Source organism: Pseudomonas sp. LBUM920, assembly GCF_003852315.1.
GTDB lineage: Bacteria > Pseudomonadota > Gammaproteobacteria > Pseudomonadales > Pseudomonadaceae > Aquipseudomonas.
The window spans coordinates 4453560-4478470 of the sequence record NZ_CP027762.1; the positions used below are offsets into that span (position 1 = coordinate 4453560).

The 24911-nt window shown below is 62.9% G+C and carries 18 protein-coding genes; 2 read left to right on the forward strand and 16 right to left on the reverse strand.

Features of this window, described 5'->3' with window-relative positions; all coding sequences use genetic code 11:
- The first annotated feature begins 55 nt into the window (after positions 1 to 55).
- Positions 56 to 406: a hypothetical protein gene (locus C4J83_RS20590; protein WP_124418057.1), complete on the forward strand. Its 351-nt coding sequence runs from the start codon at positions 56 to 58 to the stop codon at positions 404 to 406.
- Between the two features lie 370 nt (positions 407 to 776).
- On the opposite strand, the gene C4J83_RS20595 is transcribed toward C4J83_RS20590, so the two are convergent.
- The 8 genes from C4J83_RS20595 to C4J83_RS20630 form a co-directional block, all read right to left on the reverse strand.
- Positions 777 to 2357, reverse strand: coding sequence for an ABC transporter ATP-binding protein (locus C4J83_RS20595; protein ID WP_124418058.1), 1581 nt, complete (start codon positions 2355 to 2357; stop codon positions 777 to 779).
- 15 nt (positions 2358 to 2372) lie between these two features.
- A complete protein-coding gene (locus C4J83_RS20600; protein ID WP_164487956.1) occupies positions 2373 to 3395 on the reverse strand; it encodes an ABC transporter permease in 1023 nt (340 codons plus the stop codon).
- Complete coding sequence (locus C4J83_RS20605; RefSeq protein ID WP_106576640.1) at positions 3395 to 4459, reverse strand: microcin C ABC transporter permease YejB; 1065 nt, start codon at positions 4457 to 4459, stop codon at positions 3395 to 3397. The genes C4J83_RS20600 and C4J83_RS20605 overlap by 1 nt, the downstream gene beginning before the upstream one ends.
- Positions 4446 to 6302, reverse strand: a complete 1857-nt coding sequence (locus C4J83_RS20610) for an extracellular solute-binding protein (RefSeq protein WP_124418060.1) — start codon at positions 6300 to 6302, stop codon at positions 4446 to 4448. The genes C4J83_RS20605 and C4J83_RS20610 overlap by 14 nt, the downstream gene beginning before the upstream one ends.
- A 162-nt stretch (positions 6303 to 6464) precedes the next feature.
- Positions 6465 to 9362, reverse strand: coding sequence for a TonB-dependent receptor (locus C4J83_RS20615; RefSeq protein ID WP_256660613.1), 2898 nt, complete (start codon positions 9360 to 9362; stop codon positions 6465 to 6467).
- Between the two features lie 114 nt (positions 9363 to 9476).
- On the reverse strand, positions 9477 to 12431 hold the full coding sequence (locus C4J83_RS20620; RefSeq protein WP_124418061.1) for a TonB-dependent receptor: 2955 nt from the start codon (positions 12429 to 12431) through the stop codon (positions 9477 to 9479).
- A 191-nt stretch (positions 12432 to 12622) separates the two neighbouring features.
- Positions 12623 to 13576 (reverse strand): FecR domain-containing protein, encoded by a 954-nt coding sequence (locus C4J83_RS20625; RefSeq protein WP_124418062.1) that lies wholly within the window; start codon positions 13574 to 13576, stop codon positions 12623 to 12625.
- A complete protein-coding gene (locus C4J83_RS20630) occupies positions 13573 to 14085 on the reverse strand; it encodes a sigma-70 family RNA polymerase sigma factor (protein ID WP_124418063.1) in 513 nt (170 codons plus the stop codon). Before C4J83_RS20630 ends, C4J83_RS20625 begins: the two co-directional genes overlap by 4 nt.
- A 255-nt stretch (positions 14086 to 14340) precedes the next feature.
- Here C4J83_RS20630 and solA point away from each other — a divergent pair, with 255 nt between their 5' ends.
- The gene (gene solA, locus C4J83_RS20635; RefSeq protein ID WP_124418064.1) at positions 14341 to 15504 is read left to right on the forward strand and encodes an N-methyl-L-tryptophan oxidase; all 1164 of its coding nucleotides are present in this window, start codon (positions 14341 to 14343) and stop codon (positions 15502 to 15504) included.
- Between the two features lie 317 nt (positions 15505 to 15821).
- Here the strand turns inward: solA and C4J83_RS20640 are convergent, their stop codons facing one another.
- From C4J83_RS20640 to C4J83_RS20675, 8 genes are all read right to left on the reverse strand, one after another.
- Positions 15822 to 16448: a glutathione S-transferase family protein gene (locus tag C4J83_RS20640; protein WP_124418065.1), complete on the reverse strand. Its 627-nt coding sequence runs from the start codon at positions 16446 to 16448 to the stop codon at positions 15822 to 15824.
- 68 nt (positions 16449 to 16516) lie between these two features.
- On the reverse strand, positions 16517 to 18256 hold the full coding sequence (locus tag C4J83_RS20645) for an OPT family oligopeptide transporter (RefSeq protein ID WP_124418066.1): 1740 nt from the start codon (positions 18254 to 18256) through the stop codon (positions 16517 to 16519).
- 223 nt (positions 18257 to 18479) lie between these two features.
- Entirely contained in the window at positions 18480 to 20537 is a 2058-nt protein-coding gene (locus C4J83_RS20650; protein ID WP_124418067.1) for a methyl-accepting chemotaxis protein, read from the reverse strand.
- Positions 20538 to 20883: 346 nt separating this feature from the next.
- On the reverse strand, positions 20884 to 21174 hold the full coding sequence (locus C4J83_RS20655; protein WP_106576631.1) for a DUF3144 domain-containing protein: 291 nt from the start codon (positions 21172 to 21174) through the stop codon (positions 20884 to 20886).
- A 94-nt stretch (positions 21175 to 21268) separates the two neighbouring features.
- A complete protein-coding gene (locus tag C4J83_RS20660) occupies positions 21269 to 21814 on the reverse strand; it encodes an ATP phosphoribosyltransferase regulatory subunit (RefSeq protein WP_124418068.1) in 546 nt (181 codons plus the stop codon).
- 292 nt (positions 21815 to 22106) lie between these two features.
- Positions 22107 to 23330, reverse strand: a complete 1224-nt coding sequence (locus tag C4J83_RS20665; RefSeq protein ID WP_124418069.1) for a DUF1444 family protein — start codon at positions 23328 to 23330, stop codon at positions 22107 to 22109.
- Between the two features lie 101 nt (positions 23331 to 23431).
- Positions 23432 to 24127, reverse strand: a complete 696-nt coding sequence (locus tag C4J83_RS20670; protein WP_119742524.1) for a tRNA (adenine(22)-N(1))-methyltransferase — start codon at positions 24125 to 24127, stop codon at positions 23432 to 23434.
- A 24-nt stretch (positions 24128 to 24151) separates the two neighbouring features.
- Complete coding sequence (locus C4J83_RS20675; RefSeq protein ID WP_106576627.1) at positions 24152 to 24862, reverse strand: FadR/GntR family transcriptional regulator; 711 nt, start codon at positions 24860 to 24862, stop codon at positions 24152 to 24154.
- Positions 24863 to 24911: the final 49 nt, after the last annotated feature.

Sequence of the window (24911 nt, forward strand, 5' to 3'; positions counted from 1 at the left end):
CCCCTGAATACGCGCCGGATGATGTGATGACTTTTTTTGAATCTCAGGACCTTTGATGCCCCTAACCAAACGCGACACCGCCCGCCTCGAACGCCGCCTGGTCGCCACGCTGACCGAAGCCTGCGAAACCGCCAAGGCTGATATCCCGGGCTTCGAGTGGCTGACTCACACGGTTGATTACGCCGCGTTCCCCCAAAGCCTGCGGGTGATTTGGGTGTTCGATACGCGGGCCAACAAGGAGCAGGCCCTGGCAAACGGCGCGGATCAACGTATGCGCGAACTGACGGCTGCTGCGTTGGAGGACGCCGAGGTGGCCCCCGTGAAAATCGAGCGCTGCGTGCGCTTTGATTGCGAAGAAGCCTGCAACCTCCAGCATGGCGGTGATTGGCGCGCGCGACTGGCCTGATACTGCGGCGATTCAGGTCTTTCGGCTCGGCAGGTCGCCCGTGTTGATGCCTTCGCAGGCAAGCCAGCTCCCACAGTGATTGTGGGAGCTGGCTTGCCTGCGATAGCTATGGGTATCTACACAACTTTTGAAGGCAGCCAATTTCTCCTGTGGCGAGCAGGCTTGTCCTGCGTTGGGCTGCGAAGCAGCCCCAAACCCAGACGCTGAGTTCTTTCAGGAAAATTGCAGTGCCTTTACTGGGGCCGCTTCGCAGCCCAACGCAGGACAAGCCTGCTCGCCACAACAGTCCACCTGCCACAGACTTCGTGCTGCAGGCAAGCCAGCTCCCACAGTTGATCGTTGTTGCCCGCTGAAGCGCTGTTGGAACTGATCATTCCAGTGGCCGCAATGCCGAGGCCACCAGCAAATCCCGCGTATAGGCATGCTGCGGCGCCTCAAACAGCTGCTGCGTACTCCCCGCCTCCACCACCACGCCGTCCTTGACCACCATCAAGTCGTGCGCCAACGCGCGTACCACGGCCAGGTCATGGCTGATAAACAGGTAGGTCAGGCCGTGCTCCTCCTGCAACCGACGCAACAGGCTCACCACTTGTTTTTGCACGGTGCGGTCCAGCGCCGAGGTGGGTTCGTCGAGCAGGATCAGGTCGGGTTTTATCACCAGCGCGCGAGCGATGGCGATGCGTTGGCGTTGCCCGCCGGAAAACTCGTGGGGGAAACGGTGGCGGGTGTCGGGGTCGAGGCCGACGTCGCGCAGTGCGCTGATGACGTCGGCTTCACGCTGGGCGGCAGTGAGGTCGGTGTGCACGCGCAGGCCTTCTTCAATGATTTGCTGCACGCTCATGCGTGGGCTGAGGCTGCCGAACGGGTCCTGGAACACCACTTGCAGCTTGCGCCGCCATGGGCGCAGCGCCTTGCCTTTAAGGGCGTCGAGGGCCTGGCCCTCAAAGCGGATACTGCCCTGGGCGTCCACCAGGCGCAGGATCGCCTGGCCCAGCGTGGACTTGCCCGAGCCGGACTCGCCGACAATGCCCAGGGTTTTGCCGCGCTGCAAACGCAGGTCGATGCCGTCCACCGCCTTGATCGGCGGCTTACGCCGCAGCAGGCCGCCTTGGGCGAACCAGACTCTCAGGCCGTCCACTTCCAGCAGGTTGCCGGCCGGCGCACGTTTGAGCGCACGCCCGTCCGGCTCGGCTTGCAGCAACTGGCGAGTGTAGGCGTGCTGCGGCGCAGCAAACAGGGTCTGGCACTCGGCCTGTTCGACGATCTGCCCCGCGCGCATTACCGCCACGCGCTGGGCAATGCTGCGCACCACGTTGAGGTCGTGGCTGATCAGCAACAGCGCCATGCCCAGGCGGTGTTGTAGGTCTTTGAGCAGCGTGAGAATGCGCCGCTGCACGGTCACGTCCAGCGCGGTAGTAGGTTCATCGGCAATCAACAGCAGCGGCTCGCAAGCCAGCGCCATGGCAATCATCACCCGTTGACGCTGCCCGCCGGAGAGTTGATGCGGGTAGGCATTCAGGCGCTGGCGCGGCTGCTGGATGCCCACCAGTTCGAGCAATTCCAAGACGCGCGCGCGTGCGGCCGCACCGCCCAGGCCTTTGTGCAGCAGCAGGGTTTCGGACAGTTGTCGCTCGATGCTGTACAGCGGGTTGAGCGAGGTCATCGGCTCTTGAAAGATCATGGCGATGCGGTCGCCACGAATCTGGCGCAGGCGCGCAGGCGGCGCGCCGAGCAGCTCTTCGCCCAGGTAGCGAATGCTGCCCTGGGTGCGCGTGGTGTGCGCGGGCAGCAATTGCAGGATCGAATGCGCGGTCACCGACTTGCCGGAGCCCGACTCGCCCACCAGCGCCAGGCATTCGCCGGCGCGAATATCCAGGTCAATACCGCGCACCGCCTTATGCCCCTCGAACGCCACCTGCAGGTTACGAATTTCAATCAACGCATCAGTCACGGCACGGCTCGCTTATCAGGATCGAGGGTCAAAGGCATCGCGGCAGGCTTCGCCGATAAACACCAACAGGGACAGGATCAGCGCCAGCGCAAAAAACGCCGTCAGCGCCAGCCATGGGGCTTGCAGGTTATTTTTTCCCTGCCCGATCAACTCACCCAGCGAGGCGCTGCCGGTGGGCATGCCGAAGCCGAGAAAATCCAGCGCGGTGAGCGTGGATATCGCGCCGGTGAGGATGAACGGCAGGTAGGTCAAAGTCGCCGTCACGGCATTGGGCAGGATGTGCCGCAGCATCACCGCAAAATCGCCCACACCGAGGGCGCGGGCGGCCTTCACGTACTCCAGGTTGCGCCCGCGCAGGAACTCGGCGCGCACCACGTCTACCAGGGTCAGCCAGGAAAACAGTGCCATGATCCCCAGCAACCACCAGAAGCTCGGCTCGACAAAACCGGACAGGATAATCAGCAAATACAGCACCGGCAGCCCGGACCAAATCTCGATCAAGCGCTGCCCCAACAGGTCGACCCAGCCGGCGTAATAGCCTTGCAGCGCGCCGGCGGCGACACCGATCAAGGCGCTCACCACGGTCAACGCCAACGCAAACAACAGCGACACCCGCGTGCCGAAAATCACCCGCGCCAGCACGTCCCGCGCCTGGTCGTCGGTGCCCAGCCAGTTCTGCGCGCTGGGCGGCGTGGGCGATGGCGCGGTGAGGTCGTAATTGACCGTGTCGTAGCTGAACGGCACCGGCGCGAACAGCATCCAGCCGCCCTGCCCTTCGATCAGCTCGCGCACGTAAGGGTCGCGGTAGTCCGGTTGAAACGGCAGCGTGCCGCCGAAGTCCTGCTCGGTATAGCGCTCCAATGCCGGAAAATACAACGCGCCCTGGTAGGCCACCAGCAAGGGTTTGTCGTTGGCCAACAGCTCACCGCCCAGGCAGGCAACAAACAACGCCACAAACAGCCACAGCGACCACCAGCCCCGGCGATTACGTTTGAAGTGCAACCAGCGGCGGCGTGTGGTCGGGGAAAAAGCCTGCATCAATGCGCCCTCGCAGAAAAATCCAGACGCGGGTCCAGCAGCCGGTAACACACATCACCGAGCAATTTGATCACCAGCCCCACCAAGGTGAAGATAAACAGCGTGCCGAACACCACGGGATAATCCCGCGCCACCGCCGCTTCGTAGCTCAGGCGGCCGAGGCCGTCGAGGGAAAAAATCACTTCAATCAGCAGCGAGCCGCCAAACAGCATGGCCGTAAGCGCCTGGGGCAGCCCGACCACAATCAGCAGCATGGCGTTGCGAAACACGTGCTTGTACAACACCTGTTTTTCGCTGAAGCCCTTGGCCCGTGCGGTCACCACGTACTGGCGGCTGATTTCATCGAGAAAGCTGTTTTTGGTAAGGATGGTCAGGGTGGCAAAGCCGCCGATCACCAGCGCCGACACCGGCAGTACCAGGTGCCAGAAGTAGTCGACCACCTTGCCCGCCCAGGACAGCTCGGCGAAGTTTTCCGAGACCAGCCCGCGCACTGGAAACCAGTTCAACAAGCTGCCGCCGCCGAACACCACGATCAGCAGCAACGCAAACAGAAACGCCGGCATGGCATGGCCGATGATCACCGCCGCGCTGCTCCACACATCAAAGCGGCTGCCATGACGCACGGCCTTGCGAATGCCCAGCGGGATCGACACCAGGTAACTGATCAGCGTGGCCCAAAAGCCCAGCGATAAGGTCACCGGCAGTTTTTGCAGGATCAGGTCGGTGACCTTGGCGCCGCGAAAGAAGCTGTCGCCAAAATCCAGCCGCGCGTAGCTGCTGAGCATCAGCCACAGGCGTGCGCCCAAGGGTTTGTCAAAGCCGTATTGGCGCTCGATATCGGCTACCAGCGCCGGGTCCAGGCCACGGGTGGTGCGTGATTCAGTGCTGCCCGTTTCCACGCGGGTGCCCGCCGCGGAGGCCTGGGTGCCGATGCCTTGCAGGCGCGCGATGGCTTGCTCCACCGGACCACCGGGTGCGGCCTGCACGATAAAAAAATTCACCAGCAAAATGCACAACAGGGTCGGTACGATCAGCAACAAACGGCGCGCGCTATAGGCCAGCATGTTGGCTCACCTCGGTCAGTTCACGCATTTGCGCAGTGGTCAGCGGCGTCGGGCTCAGCTCCCACCAGGTGTCGATGCCCACCTCATTGAGCGGCGCCGTGCGCGGGCGGCCGAAACGGTTCCACCACAGCGACGACGAGCCTGGCGGGTAGTAGTTGGGAATCCAATAGAAGCCCCACTGCAAAACACGATCGAGCGCGTGGGCGTAGCGCACCATGCTCGGACGGTCGTTGGCGCGCACCAGGCCATCAATCAATGTGTCTACTGCGGGGTTGCGCAGCGCCATGTAGTTGTTGGAGCCCGGGTCGTCGGCGCTTTCGGAGCCAAAATAGTTGATCAATTCGCGGCCCGGCGAGGGGCTGACCGGGTAGCCCACAACAATCATGTCGTAGTCCCGGGCGCGCACGCGGTTGGTGTACTGGGCCGAGTCGATCATGCGAATGTTGAAGCCGATGCCGATCTGCGCGAGGTTGCGTTTGTACGGCAGCAGCAAACGTTCAAAGCCCTTTTGGCTGTTGAGAAAGGTGAACTGCAAGGGCGTGCCCTCGGCATTCACCAGTTGGTCGCCCTTGGGTGTCCAGCCCGCCGCCTCGAGCAACTTCAAGGCTTGCGCCTGCTGGGGCCGAATGCGGCCGCTGCCGTCGGTGTGCGGCGGTTGATACACCTGATCGAACACCGCATCCGGCACCTGGCCGCGCCAGGGTTCGAGGATCGCCCGCTCCTGGGCGTCGGGCAGCTCACTGGCCGCCAGCGGGCTGCGCGAAAAAAAGCTGCGCTGGCGCAGGTACATGCCGTGCATGATCTGCCGGTTGCTCCAGTCGAAATCCCACAGCAAGCTCAACGCCTCACGCACGCGGCGGTCCTGGAACTGCGGTTTTTGCAGGTTGAACACAAACCCCTGGGTGCCCTGCACCGCATCCGGGGCCAGCTGCTCGCGTTGCAGGCGCCCGTCGCGCAAGGCTTCACCGTCGTAGCCCACCGAGTAACTGGTGGCCGAAAACTCGCGGTTGAAGTCATAGCCCTGGGCTTGCAGGATCTGGCGCGACACGTCGGTGTCGGCGAAAAATTCCAGGCGCAGGCTGTCGAAGTTGTACTGCCCTTGGGTCACCGGCAAGTCTTGCCCCCACCAGTCCTTGACCCGCTCGAAGGTGACGCTGCGGCCGTTGTCCACTGCGCTGATGCGGTACGGGCCGCTGCCCAGCGGCGGTTCAAAGCCGCCGCCGTTGGCAAAGTTACGCCCGCGCCACCAATGCTCCGGCAGCACCGGCAACGAGGCGATGTCCAGCGGCAAGGTGCGGTTGTCGGCGCTTTTGAAGGTGAAGCGCACTTGGGTCGGTGATTCCACCTGCACCTCATCCACGTCGGCAAAGGTTTGGCGGTACGCGAGGCTGCCCTGGGTGGTGAACAGCTTGAAGGTGTAGGCCACGTCTTGGGCGTTGATGGGCGTGCCATCGGCAAAACGCGCCTTGGGGTTGAGGTAGAAACGTATCCACGAATGGTCGTCGGCCAGCTCCAGGGTCTGCGCCACCAATCCATACACGGTGTAGGGCTCATCCTGTGAGCGGTACGCCAGCGGGCTGTACAGCCAGCCCTGGATCTGCGTGATGCCGGTGCCTTTGTCGACATACGGGATCAGGTGATCGAACGCGCCGCCTTCCATGGACGAGCGGCGAAAACTGCCGCCCTTGGGGGCGTTCGGGTTGACGTAGTCCAGGTGCTTGAAGTTTGCCGGGTACTTGGGGGCTTCGCCGTAAACCGTTAATGCATGCACCGGTTGCGCCAGCAGTGACGGCGCCCAAAGCCCCAGCAACAGCGCTGCCAGGATGAAACGACACAGGATCACAAACGCGGCTCCTTTTTTGAAAACACTGAAGATCACGTGTGGGCGCTGGCTTGCCTGCGATGAGGCCCTGTCAGCCAGTAGTTCATCGACTGATCCACCGCTATCGCCGGCAAGCCAGCGCCCACCGTTAATGTGCTTTGTTCCTGAGGCAGTGCTTCATCCTCAGAAGTTGTAGGAAACCCGGCTATACAACGTGCGGCCAAACGGGTCGGAGTAACGCGGGTCGTAGCCACTCTGAAAGGTCGAGGTCTGGTTGCTGAACGGTGGTTCGCGGTCAAACACGTTCTGCACGCCCACCGTGACCTGCGCGGTGTCACGCCAGGTGTAGGTGCCGGCCAGGTCCCACACGCTCCAGGCGCCGACCTTGTCGTGGAAGGCGCGGTTGTAGTCGTTGTAGCCACTGGTGTAGCGGTTGGTCAGCGAGGCGCCGAGCGGGCCTTTGTTCCAGGTGCCGGTCAGGCTGTGACGCCAGCGGGCGACGGCGCCGGCCGAGGCAAAATCGCCGCCGCGAAAGTCACCGGCCTTGTCGATGTAATCGCCCTTGAGCTGCTGCTGGTACACGTAGCGATCCACGTAAGTGCCTTGCAGGTTGGTGCCGAACTGGCCCAGCCGGGACTCGGGAAAGCGGTAGTCGAGGCTGACGTCGACGCCGTTGGTCTTGACCTTGCCCAGGTTGGCGAGCCCGGTGACGATGTGGTCGATGGAGCCATCGGCCTTGCGCACGATGCGGTCCGAGTACAGGTCAGGCTGTTCGAAGACCGCCGACTCCGGGAACTCGGCGATCTGATTGGCGATCTTGATCCACCAGAAATCCAGGCCCACCGACAAGTTGGTGATCGGCTGATAGACAAAGCCCAAGGTCACGTTGCGCGCGGTTTCGGGGCTCAGGCTGGTGTTACCGCCACTGCGGCTGAAAAACTGCTGCGCACAATCGCGGTTAGCCAGGCCACCGTTGCTCGGCGAGCCGCCAGCGCACAGGCGCGGGTCGTTGTAGTTGGCCACGGTAAAGCTGGTGAAGTTGGGGTTGTAGAGTTCATACAGGGACGGCGCACGGAAGCCTTCGCTGTAGGCGCCACGCACCACCAATTCGCGGAACGGCTGGAAGCGGAACGAGTATTTGGGGTTGGTGGTGTTGCCAAAGTCACTGTATTTGTCGTGACGCAGCGCTGCCGACAGCTCGAGGCTGTCGATCACCGGCACGTTGACCTCGGCGTATTGCGCCGACACCGTGCGATCCCCCGCCACCGTCGCGGCCGGGTCGACGCCCAGGCTTTGCACGTTGGCGGCAAAGTCGGCGAAGTCCTGGTGGAAGTCTTCCTTGCGGTACTCACCGCCCAGCGCCAGGGCCGACGGGCCTGCGCCGAACCAGTCGCCGATGTCGCGGCTGATACGGCCATCGATGCTTTTGACACGGCCGACGGCAGAGCCGTAGTCGCCGTCTACCCCGCTGGCGCCGAGCAACGCACTGCCGGCCGCCGTCTGCGGACCGAACGGGTTGATCACGCCGGTGTTGATGCCGCTGGCAACCACACGGTCGTCCACATAACCGCTTTTGATCGTGTTGGTGACTTTGTTCTGGTTGTAGGCCGCGCCGACGTTGTAATCCCAGCCCGCCAGCGTGCCTTCGAAGGTCAGCAGCAGGCGCTGGCCGACGTTATCGTCTTCATGCTTGCGTGGGCCCACTTCACTTTCGCGCCAGTTCACATCGACCGGCTGCGTCGGGTCGAGCGCAAACTGAGTCGGGCCCGGTGTGATGCCGTTGCCTGGGTAGAACGGCGTGCCCGGTTGCACTTGCAGCCCTTGCAGCAAGCCGGGGCCGATCTGGGTACGGTTGAGGTTGCGTGCCCAGAAGTACTCGAGGCTGACGGTATGCTCGTCCGCCAACTTGCCGCTGGCTTTGCCGAAGAACGAAGTCTTTTCGGTTTCTGGCACCAGGTCCAGGTAGCTCCACAGCGATTGGCGGCAGATGCCGCTGCGGGAAATCAGCCCCGGTGCATTACAGCCGGACGCCGCCAACGGGTTGCTCGCGTTCGCGCCCTGGCTGTAGTTGGCCGGTGAGGCGATGCCCGATGAATAATCCAGGCCACGGCCCGGCTGGTAGTTGTAGGTGTAGTCGCGGTCTTTGGCCTTGAGGCTTTGCTGTTTGTCGTGGCTGACCACGCCGAACACGTTGAAGCGGTCTTCTTCCAGGTCGCCAAACCCCCAGCTGCCACTGAAGTTATTGGTTTCACCGCCACCGGAGCGGGTTGGCGTGCTGCCGCCCAGGGTCAGTTGGCCGTCGGTCACGCTTTTTTTGGTGATGAAGTTGATCACCCCGCCGATGGCGTCCGTGCCATACAACGCCGACGCGCCGTCGCGCAGCACTTCCACGCGGTCGATGGCGGCAAACGGGATGGTATTAAGGTCTACACCCGAGCCGTTGATTGCACTGGTGGCGTTGTTGGCCAGGCGCCTGCCGTTGAGCAGCACGAGGGTTTTGTTCGGGCCGATGCCACGCAAGTCGGCATAGGCCGCACCCCCGCTGCTGGAACCGATCGAGCGGCCGGAGCCTACCGAGGACTGGTTGGCGGAAATACGGCTGATCAATTGCTCGGTGGTGGTGACGCCCTGTTTTTTCAGCTCTTCGGTGCGCAGGATGGTCACCGGCACGGCGGTTTCCGCATCAACCCGGCGGATCGCGCTGCCGGTGACTTCGATGCGCTGCAATTGCGGGATCAGCGACGGGCTTTCTACCCCGGCGGTCACCGGCGCAATCGTTGCCTCGCGCGGTGCGGCGCTCAGCACAATGCCGCTGGCGCTTTCGCTGTCTTGCAGGTCGGTGCCCTGCAGGGCGATTTGCAGGGCTTCACCGGCGCTGAGGTCACCCTTGATCGCCGGTGCATTCAGGCCACTGACCAGGCGTTGTTCGAACGCGATCGGCTTGCCGCTTTGCTGGGAAATACTCAGCAGCGTTTTGTCGAGCGACCCGGCGGGAATGTCCAACGGGCTGGCCGCCGCGCTACCGGCGACCAGCGTGGCGGCGAGGCTGAGTAAAAAACGTGTGGGGTTTGGCGTAAGCATGCGTCGAGGGCTCCCTGTCCTTTGTCTGGGTATGCAGGGTTGTGCGTCGATGCCGGTTTTTTTATAGAGCGCCGTTTAGACCGTTAACGCATGTCCTTATGCGTTAGCGACACCTCACTTGCCGAAGTGGTAACTCACGTCCAGCCAGACTTGCCGACCATAGGGGTCGTAGTTGCCCACCGGGTAATACGGCCAGGCGGAATCATCATGCTTGTAGGTGTTGAGCAGGTTGTTGACGGTCAGGCCAACGCTGGCCTGGTCATTGACCTGATAACGCGCGCTGGCGTTGAAGGTGGCCCAGGGCGACAGGCGCCCGTCGCCGGCGCCATTGGTCACGCTGCCGTACCGGATGCCGGTCAGGGTGGTGGTAAAACGCTGGTAATCCCAGGTCAGGCTGGCGTTGACCTTGCTGCGCCAGTCGTAGTTGTTGGTGCTGCTGCGCAGGTTCTGGGTTTGCGCCTCATCCGATTCCTTGAGGTAGTGGGACAGCACCAGGCTGTAACCGATCACCGAACTGAACGCGCCGTACTCGCCTGCGCCCCAGCGGATATTGCTCTTGAGGTCCAGGCCGCTGGCGCGTTCGCTGGCGGCGTTGATGGCATTGACATACACCTGTTGCAACTTGTTCGGATCGACCGCCGCGTTGCCGGCATTACGCTGCACACGCGCCAGCACATCGGCGCAGGTGGCGGCGTCGAGCAGGCCATTGCGGCACTGGTCTTCCTGTTGCAGCAGGCGGTTGATGTCAACGGTGGTCAGCAGGTCCTTGATCTGCACGCGCCAGAAGTCAGCGGACACATCGAACTGATGCGAGGGCGACCAGACAACCCCATAAGTCCAGGATTTACCGCGCTCCGACTCAAGGTTCGGCGTGCCGCTCTGGGTGTAGTCAACGCGCCCGCGATCACAGGCGCCTTCAAGGCCTTTGCTGCAACCGTAGTAGTCGATCTGGTCCGGTTTGTAGCCTTTGCTGTCGGCCTGATAGAGGTAATTAAGGTCCGGCGCGCGAAAGCTGGTGCCGTAACTGCCGCGAAACAGCAGGCTGGTGATCGGCCGCCACTCAAGGCCCAGGTTGTAGGTTTTCTGTTGCTCGGAACGGCCACTGAATGTGTATTGGTCCCAACGCCCGGCCGCCGAGGCCAGCAGCGTGTCGGTGAGCGGAATGCTGAACTCGCCGCCGGCGGCATAACGGTCACGCGAGCCGCCGGAATTGGACGCCGGCGTGGTGTTGTAGAAGGTGCCGTCATTGAGTTGGTCATCGACATGCACGCTGTAGGACTGACGCCCGACTTCAGTCACACCGGCAAACCCCACCGGCCCGGCCGGCAGGTCGAACAGGTCACCGTTGATGTTGGCGCTGAAGGTTTGGGACACCGACTTGCTCTTCTGCACCAGGTTGCCGCGAAACTGCCGCCACTGCGCTTCGGTCAGCGGCTGGTCCAGCCGTGACGGGTCCGGGGCAAATACCGGGTGGCCGTCCTGGGTGCCCAGTTGCGGCCCCAGGTAGTAATCGCGGATGCCGCTCAACGGTGTGTAGCGGGTGTTGCGGTCGCTGGTGTACTCGGAGCGGTTGGCGGCGATCTGGTAACCCCAGTCACTGTTGGCGAACTTGTCTTCCAGGCCCAGGGTGCCGGTCCAGGACAGCTCGCGCCATTTGCTGTTGTTGGAGGTCTTGCCGCCGATTTCCTCACTGGCGAAGTTACGCGACCAGCGCTCCAGGTTGCCGGTGTTCTGGTTGATGAAGTCCGGCGAGGTAAAGCTCGGGCCGCGCGTGTTGTTCTGGGTGTGATCAAAGCCAAACATCAGGTCGGCAAATACTTTGCCGCTGTCGCTGAAATACCAGGTGCCACGGGTGTAGCCGTCGTAGTTCTCCTTCTCGGCCTGGAGGGTCGAGTAATCGTTGTAGTACTGGTTGGTGGTGCAGCGATTGCCGGTGTTGCCCAGCTTGCCGTTGTAGATACCGCCATAGGCGGCGCAGCCGGGCCCCAGGTAGGCGCCGCTGTCGAGGTTGCGCCGGTAGCCGACGTTGACCGCCGGGCCGTCTGTCATGAAGCCGCGCTGGTTGCTCCAGATCGGCTGGCGGTTGGTCAGTTCAAGGCCGAACACACCGTCGAAATCGCCCCAACTGTCGCCGCCGCTGATCTGCAGCCGCTGGTTGTCGCCGCCGCCGCGCTCGGCGTAACCGCCGCGCAGGTTAACGTCTACGCCGCTGATTTTGTCCTTGAGGATGATGTTCACCACCCCGGCAATGGCGTCGGAGCCGTACACGGCCGACGCGCCACTGCTGAGGATTTCGATGCGCTCGATCATCACCGCCGGGATATTCGCCAGGTTAGTGAAGTTGACCGCGCCGTCGTACGCCGTGGGGTAGTCGGCCACGCGCCGGCCGTTGATCAGCACCAGTGTGTGGTTGGGCCCCAACCCTCGCAGGTTGAGGGCGCTGGCGGCGGGCTGGAAGGTGTTGCCGTAGTCTTCGCCCTGGGTCATGCCGGTGTTCTGGGTTTGCGAAGCGATGGCGTCGTAGACATTCTTGTAGCCACGACTGGTGATTTCTTCGCCGCTGATTACCGTGACCGGCGACGGCCCTTCGACCTGGGCGCGGGCAATGCGCGAGCCGGTGACCACGACTTTTTCCAGGGCCACATCGCCAGGCACTGGTGCGAGGGCGACGGCCGCAGCAGGTGCCGCCTTGATGCTGGCGGCAGGCGCCTTGGCCGCGCGGCGCAGCACCCAGCCGCCGTCGCCGCTTGGCACCGCGTCCAGGGCCGAACCACGCAGCGCCTGTTGCAGCGCTTGCTCGGTGGTCAGGCGCCCCCGCACCGCGGCACTGGTAAGGCCTTGCACCAGGTCTTGCTGGAAGGCGATGGTCTGCCCGCTGTTGCGCGACAGGTTCAGCAACGCCTGGTCGAGGGGACCGCTGGCGATATCGAAGTCATAGGTCTGGGCGTGCGTGGAAGCTGCCGGCGACGGCGACTGGCCGAACGCCAGGGCGCCATGCCCGGCCAGGGTCACGCCAAGGGCCAAGGACAGCGCCGCCAGCGATGAGCGATTGCGGTGTTTGAAGTGCATGGTTGAGCTTCCCCATCAGTGTTATGCAGTTGATGGGTTGAACAACCAATCAGCGGTTTTTATAGACGGGCGTTAGGCTAAAAAGGCATGGGTTTATAACGGCGAACACGGCTGTACGCGGGCAGATAAACCTCTGCCTGCACAGGGTTGTGCAACTGCCATGGGATTTTTATAGGGCGCCGTGCAATGATTTATCGGCGCTCGATACTGACCCAGTACGGGCTGTGGTAGTCGACCTGCACCGGCAACGACTGGGCCAGCAATTGCAGGGCACGCTGGCTGTCGTCCAGCGGGAAAATCCCGCTCAAGCGCAGGCTGGCTGCCGCGGGGCTGATGCGGATAATGCCGCGCCGGTAGTCGCGCAATGCGTCCACCACTTCACCCAGTGAGCGGTCACGCACTTCCAGCAGGCCTTGCGTCCACGCGGCCTCGCCACCGCTGGCGGCTTCGAGTTTCAACAGGCCCTGCGCGTTGAACGTGGCTTTCTGGCCGGCGTTGATCACCTGCACGGCGCCGCTGCACGTGGTGATTTCCACTTGGGAATGCAGCATCGTGATTTGTGTCTGGCCGTCGCCCTGCTGCACCTGAAAACGCGTGCCCAAAGCGCGCATGCGGCCCTGCTCGGTCTCGACAATAAACGGGCGCAGCGGGTCCTTGATCACGTCCACCAACAGTTTGCCGTCGAGCAACGCCAGCAGCCGTTGCCGAGCGTCGAAATGCGTGATCACCTTGCTGCGCGCATCCAGGCTCAAGGCGCTGCCGTCTTCCAGCGTCAGGTTCAAGCGCTCGCCCGTGCCGGTGCGCAGGCCGTCGGACGGCAGCCAGTTGTCGGACAGCCGCGTGACCAGGCTCGCGCAGGAAACGAAGCCCACCAACGCCAGGGTATTGCGCAAAAAGCGGCGACGGCCCGAGGGCGCATTCAAGGTGTGCAACAGGCTCTCGCGCGGCATGCGCCGCAGGTCGTCGTTGCCCAGCGCCGACACGCCACTGCCCATCATATTGAAGACCTCGGCCCGCCGTGGGTCGCCCTCGCGCCAACGGCGGAACGCGTGGTGCTCCTGGGCACTGGCATGCCCCGATTGCAGCAACGCCATCCATTGCGCCGCCTCATCGATCATCGCCTCATCGGGCGGGTTGGTGCTCATGGTTGCGCCATCGCCAGGTAGCAACGCTTGAACGCATCGGCCATGTACTGCTGCACCCGGCTCACCGACACCTGCAGCCGTTCGGCAATTTTCGCGTAGGTCAGCCCATCCAGTTGGTGATACAAAAACGCTGCCTTGGCCTTGGCCGACAAGCCGTTGAGCAAGCGGTCGACTTCAAGCAATGTCTCGATCAGCAACAAGCGCTCTTCAGGCGACGGATGCACCAACTCCGGCGCCAGGGCCAGTGCTTCCAGATACGCCCGTTCCAGGTCCTGGCGGCGCCAGCCTTCATACATCAGGCGCCGCGCAATGGTGGTCAACAATGCGCGTGGTTCTCGAATGGCCGCCGGGTCCGGCAACGCCAGCACCCGCAAAAAGGTTTCCGAGGCAATATCCTGCGCCCCGTGCGGGCATCCCATCGCCCGGCCAACGCGCGCACACAGCCAGCTGTAATCGCTCTTGAACATCTGACCAATCAGACCGAAATGCAGGTTCTGATTAACACCCATTGCATGCTCCGTGCGGATAACGGCCATTCAGCCTTGCTGTCGAGGAACGATGGAGATCCATCGCTGGAAAGGCGGACTTTGCATGAAGGCGGTATAGGTTAGGAAAGAATAAAAAATTGCAAAGGGCTTTGTAATTGGCATATGCAGAATGCGTGGCCCAACGGCGCTAGGCGAGGCGCCCGTGCCTGTTGCCCATTGTTTTTTCTGCCGTCTTGGCCTCAACTACTGCCCTGCCCTCAGACGCGAGTATCAACCTTGGAACGCTATGAATCGCTGGTCATCGGCCTCGGCGCCATGGGTGCCGCCACGGTGTACCAACTGGCCAAAGCCGGTGTAAACGTTGCCGGTATCGATCGCCATCACCCGCCCCACTCGTTCGGCTCAAGCCACGGCGATACGCGTATCACGCGGCTGTCGGTGGGTGAAGGCGCGCAGTACGTGCCCATTGTGCGCAACTCGCACCGTATCTGGCGTGAGCTGGAGGCGTTGTCCGGGGAGGCGTTGTTCGAGCAGTCGGGGCTGTTGGTGCTGACCTCCCGCGATGACTTCGACCCCAGCGATGAAACCGACTTCACCCTGCGCACCATTGGCCTGGCGCAAACCTATGGCATCGAACACGAGTTGCTGGATGCGACGCAGATTCGCCAGCGCTTCGCGCAATTTTCCCAGGTGGCGGACAGCGCCATCGGCTACTACGAACCCGGTGGCGGCTTTGTGCGCCCGGAGCGGTGTATCGATGTGCAGCTCAAGCTGGCCGAGCAGCACGGCGCCACGCTGTATAAGGGCGAGACCGTCACCCAGATCAGTTCGGACGCGCACGGCGTGACGGTGACCACCGACAAACGCACGTTGCAGGCCGACAAACTGGTGGTGAGCGCGGGCAATTGGGCGGGCGGTTTGCTCGGGGCGCCGTTTGATCGGTTGCTCAGCGTTTACCGTCAGCAACTGTTCTGGTTCGCGCTTGAACCGGGTGCCGATCTGGTCGGCAAATCGCCCACGTATATCCTCACGCATGGCCAGGATCAAACCCACTATGGCTTCCCCGCATTGCCCGGCGAGGGCAGCCTGAAACTTGCCACGGCGCAGTATCACACCGCTGCCACGCCTGAGACGCTGGACCGCACGGTCTCGGCGGCGCAAGCGCGCGAGATGTATGAGCAGCAGGTGCAGGGCCGTATCGCCGGGGTGACGGCCGAGGTGGTGAAGTCAGCGGTGTGTGCCTACACGGTGACGCCGGACCACCATTTCATCATCGACGAGCACCCATCGCTGCAGCACACACTGGTGGTGTCGCCGTGTTCGGGGCATGGCTTCAAACATTCGGCGGCGTTGGGGGAGGCGTTTGCGCAGTGGTGTATGCGGGGGTCGAGTGAGCTGGATTTGTCGTCGTTTTCGTTGAAGCGGTTTGCGAACAGCTAGAGGCCGCTCTCGGTGGGCTGTAGGGGCTAAGGCGTTGTGAAGCGCGGGCCTCTTGCGGCGAACGGGCCTGGTGTGGCGAGCGGGCTTGCCCCGCGTTGGGCTGCGCAGCGGCCCCAATGAATGGAGCAGAACGCGGTGTGTCAGGCGGTACTCGGCGGCTGGTTTGGGGCTGCTTCGCAGCCCAACGCGGGGCAAGCCCGCTCGCCACATCAAGCCCACTCGTCACATCAGGCCCGTTTGCCACACCGGGCCCGCTCGTCACACCAGGCCCGTTTGCCACACCAGGCCCGCTCGTCACAGGGGTAACGCCTGCGCTTTTATTTGGCGAAGGCGTACTCGCCGCCCTGCTCCACTGCCTTGCGGTAGGCCGGGCGCGCCTGGAAGCGTTGCACCCACGCGGCCAGGTTCGGGTAGGCCTGCAGCTTGCCTTGGGCCTTGGCGATTTCGCCGATGAAGCTCATCTGGATATCCGCGCCGCTCAGCTCGTCACCCACCAGGTATGGCGTATCCGCCAGCACGTCGTTCAGGTAGCCCAGGTAGTTGGCCAACTCCGACTCGATGCGCGGATGCAACGGTGCGCCCGCTTCACCCAGGCGGCCGACGTAGAGGTTGAGCATCAGCGGCAGCATTGCCGAGCCTTCGGCGAAGTGCAGCCATTGCACGTATTTGTCGTAGGTGGCCGTAGCCGGATCGGGCTGCAGACGGCCTTGGCCATGACGGCGGATCAGGTAGTCGATGATCGCGGCGGACTCGATCAGCACAAGGTCGCCGTCTTCGATCACCGGGGATTTGCCCAACGGGTTGATCGACTTGAGTTCGGGCGGAGCAAGGTTGGTTTTCGGGTCGCGCTGGTAGCGCTTGATCTGGTAAGGCAGGCCGAGTTCTTCGAGCAGCCACAGAATGCGTTGCGAACGCGAGTTGTTGAGGTGGTGGACAGTGATCATAAGGGCTCCGCTGAACGAGAGTGGGTATCCAGGTAAGAGACTACGCTGTCGCGGTGGAGTGCCATGGATTAATTCGCAACCATCGCCCACAACGACGCGCCGACCCCGGTGATGCTCTCCCCGGCGATCAATCCGGCCGCCGCGGTAATCGCAAAACGTTCGGTGAGACTCGGCCAGCGGCAGCTCGCCAACCACGTCAGCACCGCGCCGAGGGCCATCATCAGCGACACCGAAGCCGGCAGCACGAAGGCCAGGCCCAAGGCCGCGGCGCTGGGCAGATACCGGGCGCGTCGGGACGACAAAGTGCTGTCGAGAACGCCCAGCAACACGCCGACCGCACCCGCCAGGCCAATCGCCCAACGAATGCTCACCGACAATGAATCCAGGCCATGGGTCAGGGTTTGCGCCACGGCTTTCCAGGTGGCGACCGCAGGCGCCGGCCACTCTTCGGTGAGCAGCATGCTTTGCGGGTCGGGGATCAACGCCAGGTAGGCAAATACGCCAACGATGCTGCCCACAAAAATCCCCAGAATCTGCGCGATCACTTGCTTGCGCGGCGTGGCGCCAATCGCCTTGCCGACCTTGAAATCGTTCATCAAGTCCGTGCATTGCCCGGCCGAGCCGCCGGCGGTGTTGGCACTCATCAAGTTGATCGGCACTTGCCCCGGCGCAACGATGCCGAAGCTCAGCTGGGACAATTGCCCGATGGCGCCAATCGGCGGAATGCCGGTGGCACCCACCACGCGCGCCGCCACGGCGGCCAGGCAAATCGCCAGGGGAATGGTCAGCAAGGCCATCCACAGGTTGATGCCGAACAACAGCGCCTGCAGGCTCACCACCAGCACAATCGCCAGTGCAAAACCGGCGGCAGGCCCAGCCTTGGGCACCGCCCAGGGCGTGCCGCCGCCGGCTTTGGTGGACGTGTGCAAGGCCCACAGACGGATCGCCAGCGAGGCCAGCGTCGAACACACCATCAAGCTCACGCCGGGCCACAGCAACCATTCCACCAACGCGGCAAATTGGGGGCCGCTGCTGCCTGCCGGCAGGCTGACCAGGCCTTGCGCCAACAGCCACGGCCCCAACCCGCCCCAGGCGAGCAAGGCGCCAAGCAGCAGGGTCAGGCCCACGCGAATCCCGATGATGCCGCCAAAGCCCAGCAACAGCAGCGAAGGGTCGGCGGTAAACGTCAGGCGCTCCAACGCCGCGCTGGGCGACCAGCGCGGCAAGGCCCACATAAACGTATCCACCCACTTGACCAGCCCGGACAGCAACGCGGCGCCGAGCAGCACCTTCAAGCGCGTGGCGGCTTCGCGGCCGTGGTTGTAGATGTGCAGCAGGGTTTCCAGGGTGGCCATGCCCTCGGGGAATTTCAGCGCGTTGTCATTGAGCAGCGAGGGCCGCAGGTACCAGGCGATCCAGATCCCGAGAAAGCTCACCGAGAACACCCAGGCGATCATCGGCAAGGCGTCCAGCGTGTGGCCGGTCAACAAGGTGTAGGCCGGGATCGGCGCCACCAGCCCGCCGGAGATAATCGAGGCGGCGGCCGAGGCAACGGTCTGGTTGATGTTGCTTTCGTGCAGTGTCCACGGCAGTTGCCCGGGGCTGCGCCTGGCCAGGCCCTGCCAGATGGCGTAGCCGACCAGCAAGGCGATGATCGACATGTTGAACGACCAGCCGATCTTGAGCCCCGCGTACACATTCGAGGGCGTGAGCAGGATGCCCAGCACGACCCCGGTAATCACCGCGCGCAGGCTGAGTTCGCGTTCCACGGGGGCGGTCAGGTCGGGTGATGGCGGGGTTGAAGGCATGCAGATTCCTTTCGGCAACGGAACAGGGCGACTTGATAAGTGAGCCCTGTTGGCGCTGAAGGTTCATCTAACGCGCGGTGCTTTCATTCAGAGCGCACCGCGTTGGGGGGGCGAAGCAGGCCCAATTAGAGCGATGGGGTTTTTCTGATAGTTCTCGTTGTTGGGTTTGGGGTCGCTTCGCGGCCCAACGCGGGGCAAGCCCGCTCGCCACAGGGGGGGATGGTCAGTCCAGGCGAAAGCGCGCGGTGTTTTCACTCAGGGCGCGGCTGCCTTTGCTCAAGGTGTCGGCCGCCTGGTTCACCGCACGCGCGCCGTCGAGCAAGCGCCCTGCGGCCTGATCGACCTGCTGGATATTGCCGCTGACTTCATCCGCCGTCGTCGCCTGTTCTTCCACCGCCGCCGCAATCTGCGCCAGGGTGTCGGTGACGTTTTGCACCGCGCCGGCAATTTCGCCCAGGCGTGTGCCCAGGCCGGTGACGGACTCGGCGTCAGTCAGCGCCTGGTCACACGCGGCGCCCATCAGCGTGACCGCCTGGCTCACCGTCGCGCGCAGGCTGTCCACCGTGCCGGCGATCTGCGCCGTCGAAGCCTGGGTGCGTTGCGACAGGCTGCGCACCTCATCCGCCACCACGGCAAACCCACGGCCTTGCTCGCCTGCGCGGGCGGCTTCGATGGCGGCGTTGAGTGCGAGCAGGTTGGTCTGTTCGGCAATGCCGCGAATGGTGTCGACCACCGACTGAATTTGCTGGCCCTGCTGGCTCACTTGCTCCAGGGCATTCGCCGTGTCGGTCAGGCGCTGGTTGAGTTGCTGGATACTCGCCGTGGTGCGCTGGCTGTCGCGGCTGCTGTCTTCGGCGATACGCCGGGTTTGCTGGGCGCTGCCGGAAGCCTGTTCGCAGCTTTTGGCGACGCCCATCGAGGTGGCCGCCAGTTGCGTGGCGGCGGCGGCGATCTGGCTGATCTGGTGTTGCTGGTCTTCGACTTCGGTCAGGGTGCTGCCCGATTGCGCGTTGAGGGTGAGCACCGCCGAGCCCAACTGCTGGGTCTCGTGGTTGACGCCCAGCAGGCTGGTGCGCAGCTGCACCACGGCGACGTTGAGCGCGGTGCTGATTGCCGCCAGTTCATCGCGACCTTCCACCGCCACTTCGACGCACAGGTTGCCATCACGCAGGGACTCGGCGAGCGTGGTGATGCCACTGGCACTGCGACGAATCGAAGCCTGCAGGCAAATAAACAGGTACAACGCCGCCAACGCCAGCAGGCTGAACGTGGCCACCACCGGAATGAACTCCCTGAGCGAGCGGTCACGGTAATAACTCAAACGTTCATCCAGCGAGTGCAGCGACTGGCTGCGCAGTGCGCCCAACGCGCCGAGGATGCTGTCGACACTGCGATCAAAGCCTGCGGTGTCGAGCTTGATGGTGCCGCCAAACACGCCGTCGTCCAGGCCTTTGAGTTGGTTATCGAGCAATTGCAGGCTGGTGTCGTATTGCGCCGTCCACGGTTGCATCCCGGCGTATTGCTTGGCTTTGAGTGACGCGGCGGCCTTGACCAACTGGTCACGTGCATCGCCGATTCGGCCGCGCAGGTCGCGCATCTGCAAGCGGCTTTGCAAGGTGAATTGCCCGGAGGCAATCGAGGACTGCCCGACGCTCGCGGTGCGGCCGACACGCTCGATCAAGTCCGGCGTGTGCTGGGTGGAAATCTGCATCAGCAAGTAGGTTTCCAGCCAGGGGTCGAGGATCAGGCCGGCGTCCAGGGTGATCTGCTCGCGCAAGGTTTGCATCGCAGTCAGGGCGGCGGTAAAGCGGTCATAACCGTCCGGCCACCAGCCCACGGTGCGCAGCGATTGGGTGTCCATGCCCTTGACCGTCGCCTGCAACGCCTCAAAACGGGCCAGGGTGTCAGCGCTGGCGTTGTGGGTCTTGAGCGCATCGCCCAAGGCTTGCAGGCTTTGCACAATGGCCGGGTTGCCGGCATCGACGTTGTCCATCGCCGCCTGCGCGGCAGGGGTTGGGGTGTGCAGAATATCCAGCGCTTTCCAGCGGGCAGCCAGGTTGCGTTGTGCGGTCAACTGCCCATCCAGGGTGTCCAGGGCCAGCAGCTGGCGCACGCCGGACTGCTCGCTGGAAATCACCGCTAATTTGTCGCGATAGTCCTGGCCGATCAGCCACAGGCTTCCGGCCAGGGGCAGCATGAACAGGAAAAACAGGATCTGGAACTTGCGCGCAAAACCGAAATGGCCAAGCAGGCGGATACCCGGTGATAAAAGACTGTGCATGGCCGACCCACTCCCCCAAACAACCTGGATATGACTAGAAGCAAAATGCCATGTCATTGATTGGGAAGGTACTAGCAAGATACGGGCCGTTGGTGGCGGGTCGCGAAATAGGCGGCTTGGCGAGGTGACGGCGCTGGGGCATGCGCGAAAATGGGGCAAAAGCACTCAGTGTGCAGAGTGGAACGGTAACCCGGCTTTCCAGGGAGGCTGGCTTGCCCTGGAGGCTCTGGGCACTGACCTGCCCGACCTGGCGCGCAAGGGCATCTGAAACAGCCCTGGACATCCAACGGCTGCTGAGGAAAGGACAACTCAACGTACAAGAGCAAGTGGAATCGGTGCCGACGAGCTATTTGACCAACATGTACTGACTGAAATTATTGATGTGATCATCCAGATTGTCCTCAAGCATCATCCGGTACTGGTCACAGAAATACTTCAGCATCGCTTCCCGCGCATCGGCCATTTCGGCGCCGGACTTGAAGTTGCGTGCACTGGCCCAGGCGTTGAAGCGCGTGGTGCCGAACATCATCGAGGCGCTGACCTCGCCGAGGTTTTCACAGGTTTTGAGTTGTTCGTTCGACAGTTCGATGTGTGCGTCTGCACGGTCGTAGAAGGCTTGATCGGTGGTGTCGGCCATGGCGGGGTTCCCAGGGTGAGCAAATGATGGCGGCTATTGGAGCATATCCGGCGGCCGGATAGGAGACGCCTCCGGGTGGAGGCGTCCTTGCACATCACGCCAACGCAAGCACCAGACGCTCAAGCCCGATGCCGAACCCGGCGCCTTCGCGGTATGCACCGCCGCCTACCACTTGTTGCTGAGCACCCAACGCGGGGCAGCGCACCTCGAAGCCATTGCCTTGCAGGTAGTAACTCAGCCCGCGTTTGACGGCCAGGTTAAGCTCATAGTCAAGGTTCAGCGTGTCGAGAAAACCGGTGCACAGCGCTTGGCTGCGCTGCAACGCCAGCGCGGGCTCAGGGCTGAGAATTTCCAGCCCCAACTGAGTGAACTCCCGGTAGCGCCCAGCTTGCGGCCGCTCATACCGGTAACACCGCGCCACGTAGAAAAACATCGCCTCCGCGCGCGCGCCAAGCAATTGCGTGTTGCGCTCCTGGAACAGCGCGGTGGCTTCCGGGATCAGGCAACACTGACGTCCGGCCTTGTCATCAAAGGCCCACATCTGCCCGATGATTTCACTGCCGCCGGCTTTTTCGATAAACGTGTCCTGGCCCCACAGGGCCGGCACGATGACTTCTTCAGCGCCCGCGTCGATGAAGATAGCTCCGAAAACGCGCCTCGATCTCTCGCATTGTCGCGGCTTCTTTGCCCGTCACTATTCGGGTACCCCGTAGCATTGTCATCTGTTGAATCTCCCTTTTTACAAGCAATAAAAAAGGCGCCATCGGCGCCTTGGGTGGTGGTTCATCGAGTGATCAGAGGTTCTGGTCAATCAGTGAGCGCAAGCAACCGCGGCACCTTGGGCAAGGTCCGTGGGGGTGATGGCGGTTGCTTTGCGAAAATTTGGTCATGGGCGATCCTTGCACAGGTGGGCGACGCGTGACAAGCCGGCGCTAAACCAGCGGCGTCAACTGACTCAATTGCGCAGGCGTCGGAAAACCCAGCGTGCGATAGCGCGCCGGGTACAGGCTGGCCGGCGCCAGCAGGTCGCCCAACTTGGCCTCAAGCTCAGCCCATTCGACCACTTGAGTCTGGGCGGTGCCATCGGGCTGGATCTGCACCAGCGCCACGCGGTCGGTCTTGGGCAGCAAGGTGTCGACGGTTTCTGTCCAGCTACAGAGCGAGAAGGTCTTGCCGTGACTGTCCTTTAACTCGAACAACGTGTAGGTCGCGACAAACACGTCGATTTTCTGCTCATCGTGAAGGATGTCGAGCTGCTCTTTCTGCGCGTGGTAGTTGCCCTGCAGCAGCATGTGTTCGAGGCTCGCCATGCGCGCCGTGAGCGCTTCATCCTGGCTGATGAAAGGCACGATCCGTTGATCGTCATAGGTGTAGACCTGGCTGGACACCGCGCGCCCGCTTTCCATGGCCTTGAAGCTGACCTCGACCATGTGCCGAATGCCCGCTTCATCCTTGTCACCGGTCACCATCAGGATGTCGCGGGTCGGGATCATGAACACGGGGCGGCCCTTGATGGCCGCACGCTGCAGGACATCCGGCAGCAGCACGCGGCTGGTGTCATAGCCGTCATTCCAGCGGCCGAGGTAGAGGCCGGGCACGATTTCGTCAAACGCGTCCTGGGTCGCTTCACGCAGATTGCTCACCGCCACCGCCAATGCCTCGTCCAGGCTCACGCCCCACTGTGGATCAGGCCCCTCGGTCAGGGTGGACGTAGTCTCGGGGTAGTCCACCGCCAGCAGGGTCACGCAGTCGGTGCCCAGCGCCTGATGAACGGCGGTGTACGGCGCATCCCAGCCCTTGTTGCGGACGTGATGAAGGCGCACTTCTTCGAGCATCGCCAGGTTACGAATCACCGGCCGCAACAGCGGCCTGACGCCTTCGAAGGTTGGCGGGGCTGGCTTTTTGTAGCCGAGCAGGGTCGATACATACCCTTTCAATACGTCAGATTTGTGCGCTTTTTCGGCGTTCTGATAGTCATTGAATGCGTTATGCAGGTTGAAGTAGCTACCGTCGCCATGCTTGAGGCGGAACTCTTTGGGCGCGTACTCAAGAGGTTCGCTGAAACCCGCTTCGCGAGCCGCCTTGATGACTTTCTCGGCGAACGCATCTTCAGTCAGCGGGCGATTGAAAAGTTTGTCGAGCAGGGAGCCAAACATACGCAGCGTCCTCCATGAGTGCGAGCCGTCCATCATGGGCGGCGCAAGAGACCGGGTAAAGCGCCGGTCTGGGATGTGTGACCCTGTTCACTGTTGCCAGTTCAAGCCAGCAGCTGGGTGATCCAGCGCGCCTGCTGTTCAATCTCCTGCACCTTGTGCTGGGGCACCGCCTGCCGGGCCTGCTCGAAGCTGGCCAGGGTCTTGTGCTTCTGACGCAACATGCGTTGCCACTTGCCCAGGAACTGCGGGCTGCGCGCCTGCATCTGCAGCGGGCCGAAGTACAGCTGTTGCGCCGTGTAGACCAGCGGCTCAGCGCGTTCGGCGACGATGATTTCGTAGTAAAACCGGTTCTCCTGCAACAGCTCCTCGCGCACGATCCGGTAGCCGTTGTCCATCAGCCATTGGCGCAAGGGTTGTTCGCCGCCATTGGGTTGCAGGATCAGGCGTTCCTGACCGCTCAAGTGCGCCCTGCCGCTGTCGAGGATGTCGCGGATGGTTTCGCCGCCCATGCCGCACAGGCTGATCGCGGTGATTGCATCCGCCGGTTCAATGGCCGCCAAGCCATCAGCCAGCCGCACGCTGATGTGCTGCTGCAGAGCGTTGTCGCGTACCGTGCGTTCGGCCGCGTGAAAGGGCGTGGCCGCCACCTCACCCGCCACCGCCGCTGCGATCGCGCCGCGACGCATCAAGGCTACCGGCAGGTAGCCGTGGTCCGAGCCGATATCGGCCAGGCGCGCACCCGCCGGCACGTTTGCCGCCACACGCTCCAGGCGCATGGACAATGTGTGTTCGTTCAACGGTTGTTCCTTATCAGCACAACATTACACACCCGAAAACCGATCCCGGCTGTTGGTCAGGTGCAGCACCATGGCCGCGCGCGCGGCGTCCGGGTCCTGGCGCTTGATGGCATTGAAGATCGCTTCGTGCTCCAGGTTTGCCAACTGACCGAGCTTGGCAAAATCGGCGCCGCCGCGCTCGGCGCCCTTGACCTGGGTGCGCGGGATCATCGCATTGCCCAGGTGCAGCATGATTTCAGTGAAGAAGGTATTGCCGGTGGCCTCGGCGATCAGTTGGTGAAAGCGCTTGTCCTCCTCCACGCAACTGTCGTTGTTCGCCAGCGAAGCCTGGTAGTCATCCAGCGCTTCGCGCATGCGCACGAGTTGCTCGTCACTTCTGCGCACAGCGGCCAGCGCCACCGCTTGCACCTCCAGGCCCAGGCGCAGCTCGAGCATATTGCGCACGCTCGCGACGGTGTCCACATGCAGGCGCAAGCCCTGTTGCGCAGGTTGCTCCAGTACAAAGGTGCCGATGCCGTGGCGAGTTTCTACCAGGCCTGACGCCTGCAACTTGGAAATCGCTTCGCGCACCACCGTGCGACTCACCCCATGCTCAAGCACGATGGTGGATTCGGACGGCAGTTTTTCACCGGGCTTGAGCTGGCCGAGCAGGATGCGCTGGGTCAGCGCATCAACCACGCCCTGGGCCAGGTTATTGGAACGTCTACGGACCAGGGTTGCATTTTCAATGGGCATCGCTAGGGTCCACGGGGTTGGGCTGGAGGGAGCTTAACACCCCGCTCGG

Excerpts from the sequence above, each read along its gene's own strand:
- C4J83_RS20590 (WP_124418057.1), top strand. The coding sequence starts at position 56 with ATGCCCCTAACCAAACGCGACACCGCCCGCCTCGAACGCCGCCTGGTC.
- C4J83_RS20600 (WP_164487956.1), bottom strand. The coding sequence starts at position 3,395 with ATGCAGGCTTTTTCCCCGACCACACGCCGCCGCTGGTTGCACTTCAAA.
- C4J83_RS20605 (WP_106576640.1), bottom strand. The coding sequence starts at position 4,459 with ATGCTGGCCTATAGCGCGCGCCGTTTGTTGCTGATCGTACCGACCCTG.
- C4J83_RS20615 (WP_256660613.1), bottom strand. The coding sequence starts at position 9,362 with ATGCTTACGCCAAACCCCACACGTTTTTTACTCAGCCTCGCCGCCACG.
- C4J83_RS20620 (WP_124418061.1), bottom strand. The coding sequence starts at position 12,431 with ATGCACTTCAAACACCGCAATCGCTCATCGCTGGCGGCGCTGTCCTTG.
- C4J83_RS20625 (WP_124418062.1), bottom strand. The coding sequence starts at position 13,576 with ATGAGCACCAACCCGCCCGATGAGGCGATGATCGATGAGGCGGCGCAA.
- C4J83_RS20630 (WP_124418063.1), bottom strand. The coding sequence starts at position 14,085 with ATGGGTGTTAATCAGAACCTGCATTTCGGTCTGATTGGTCAGATGTTC.
- C4J83_RS20640 (WP_124418065.1), bottom strand. The coding sequence starts at position 16,448 with ATGATCACTGTCCACCACCTCAACAACTCGCGTTCGCAACGCATTCTG.
- C4J83_RS20645 (WP_124418066.1), bottom strand. The coding sequence starts at position 18,256 with ATGCCTTCAACCCCGCCATCACCCGACCTGACCGCCCCCGTGGAACGC.
- C4J83_RS20650 (WP_124418067.1), bottom strand. The coding sequence starts at position 20,537 with ATGCACAGTCTTTTATCACCGGGTATCCGCCTGCTTGGCCATTTCGGT.
- C4J83_RS20655 (WP_106576631.1), bottom strand. The coding sequence starts at position 21,174 with ATGGCCGACACCACCGATCAAGCCTTCTACGACCGTGCAGACGCACAC.
- C4J83_RS20665 (WP_124418069.1), bottom strand. The coding sequence starts at position 23,330 with ATGTTTGGCTCCCTGCTCGACAAACTTTTCAATCGCCCGCTGACTGAA.
- C4J83_RS20675 (WP_106576627.1), bottom strand. The coding sequence starts at position 24,862 with ATGCCCATTGAAAATGCAACCCTGGTCCGTAGACGTTCCAATAACCTG.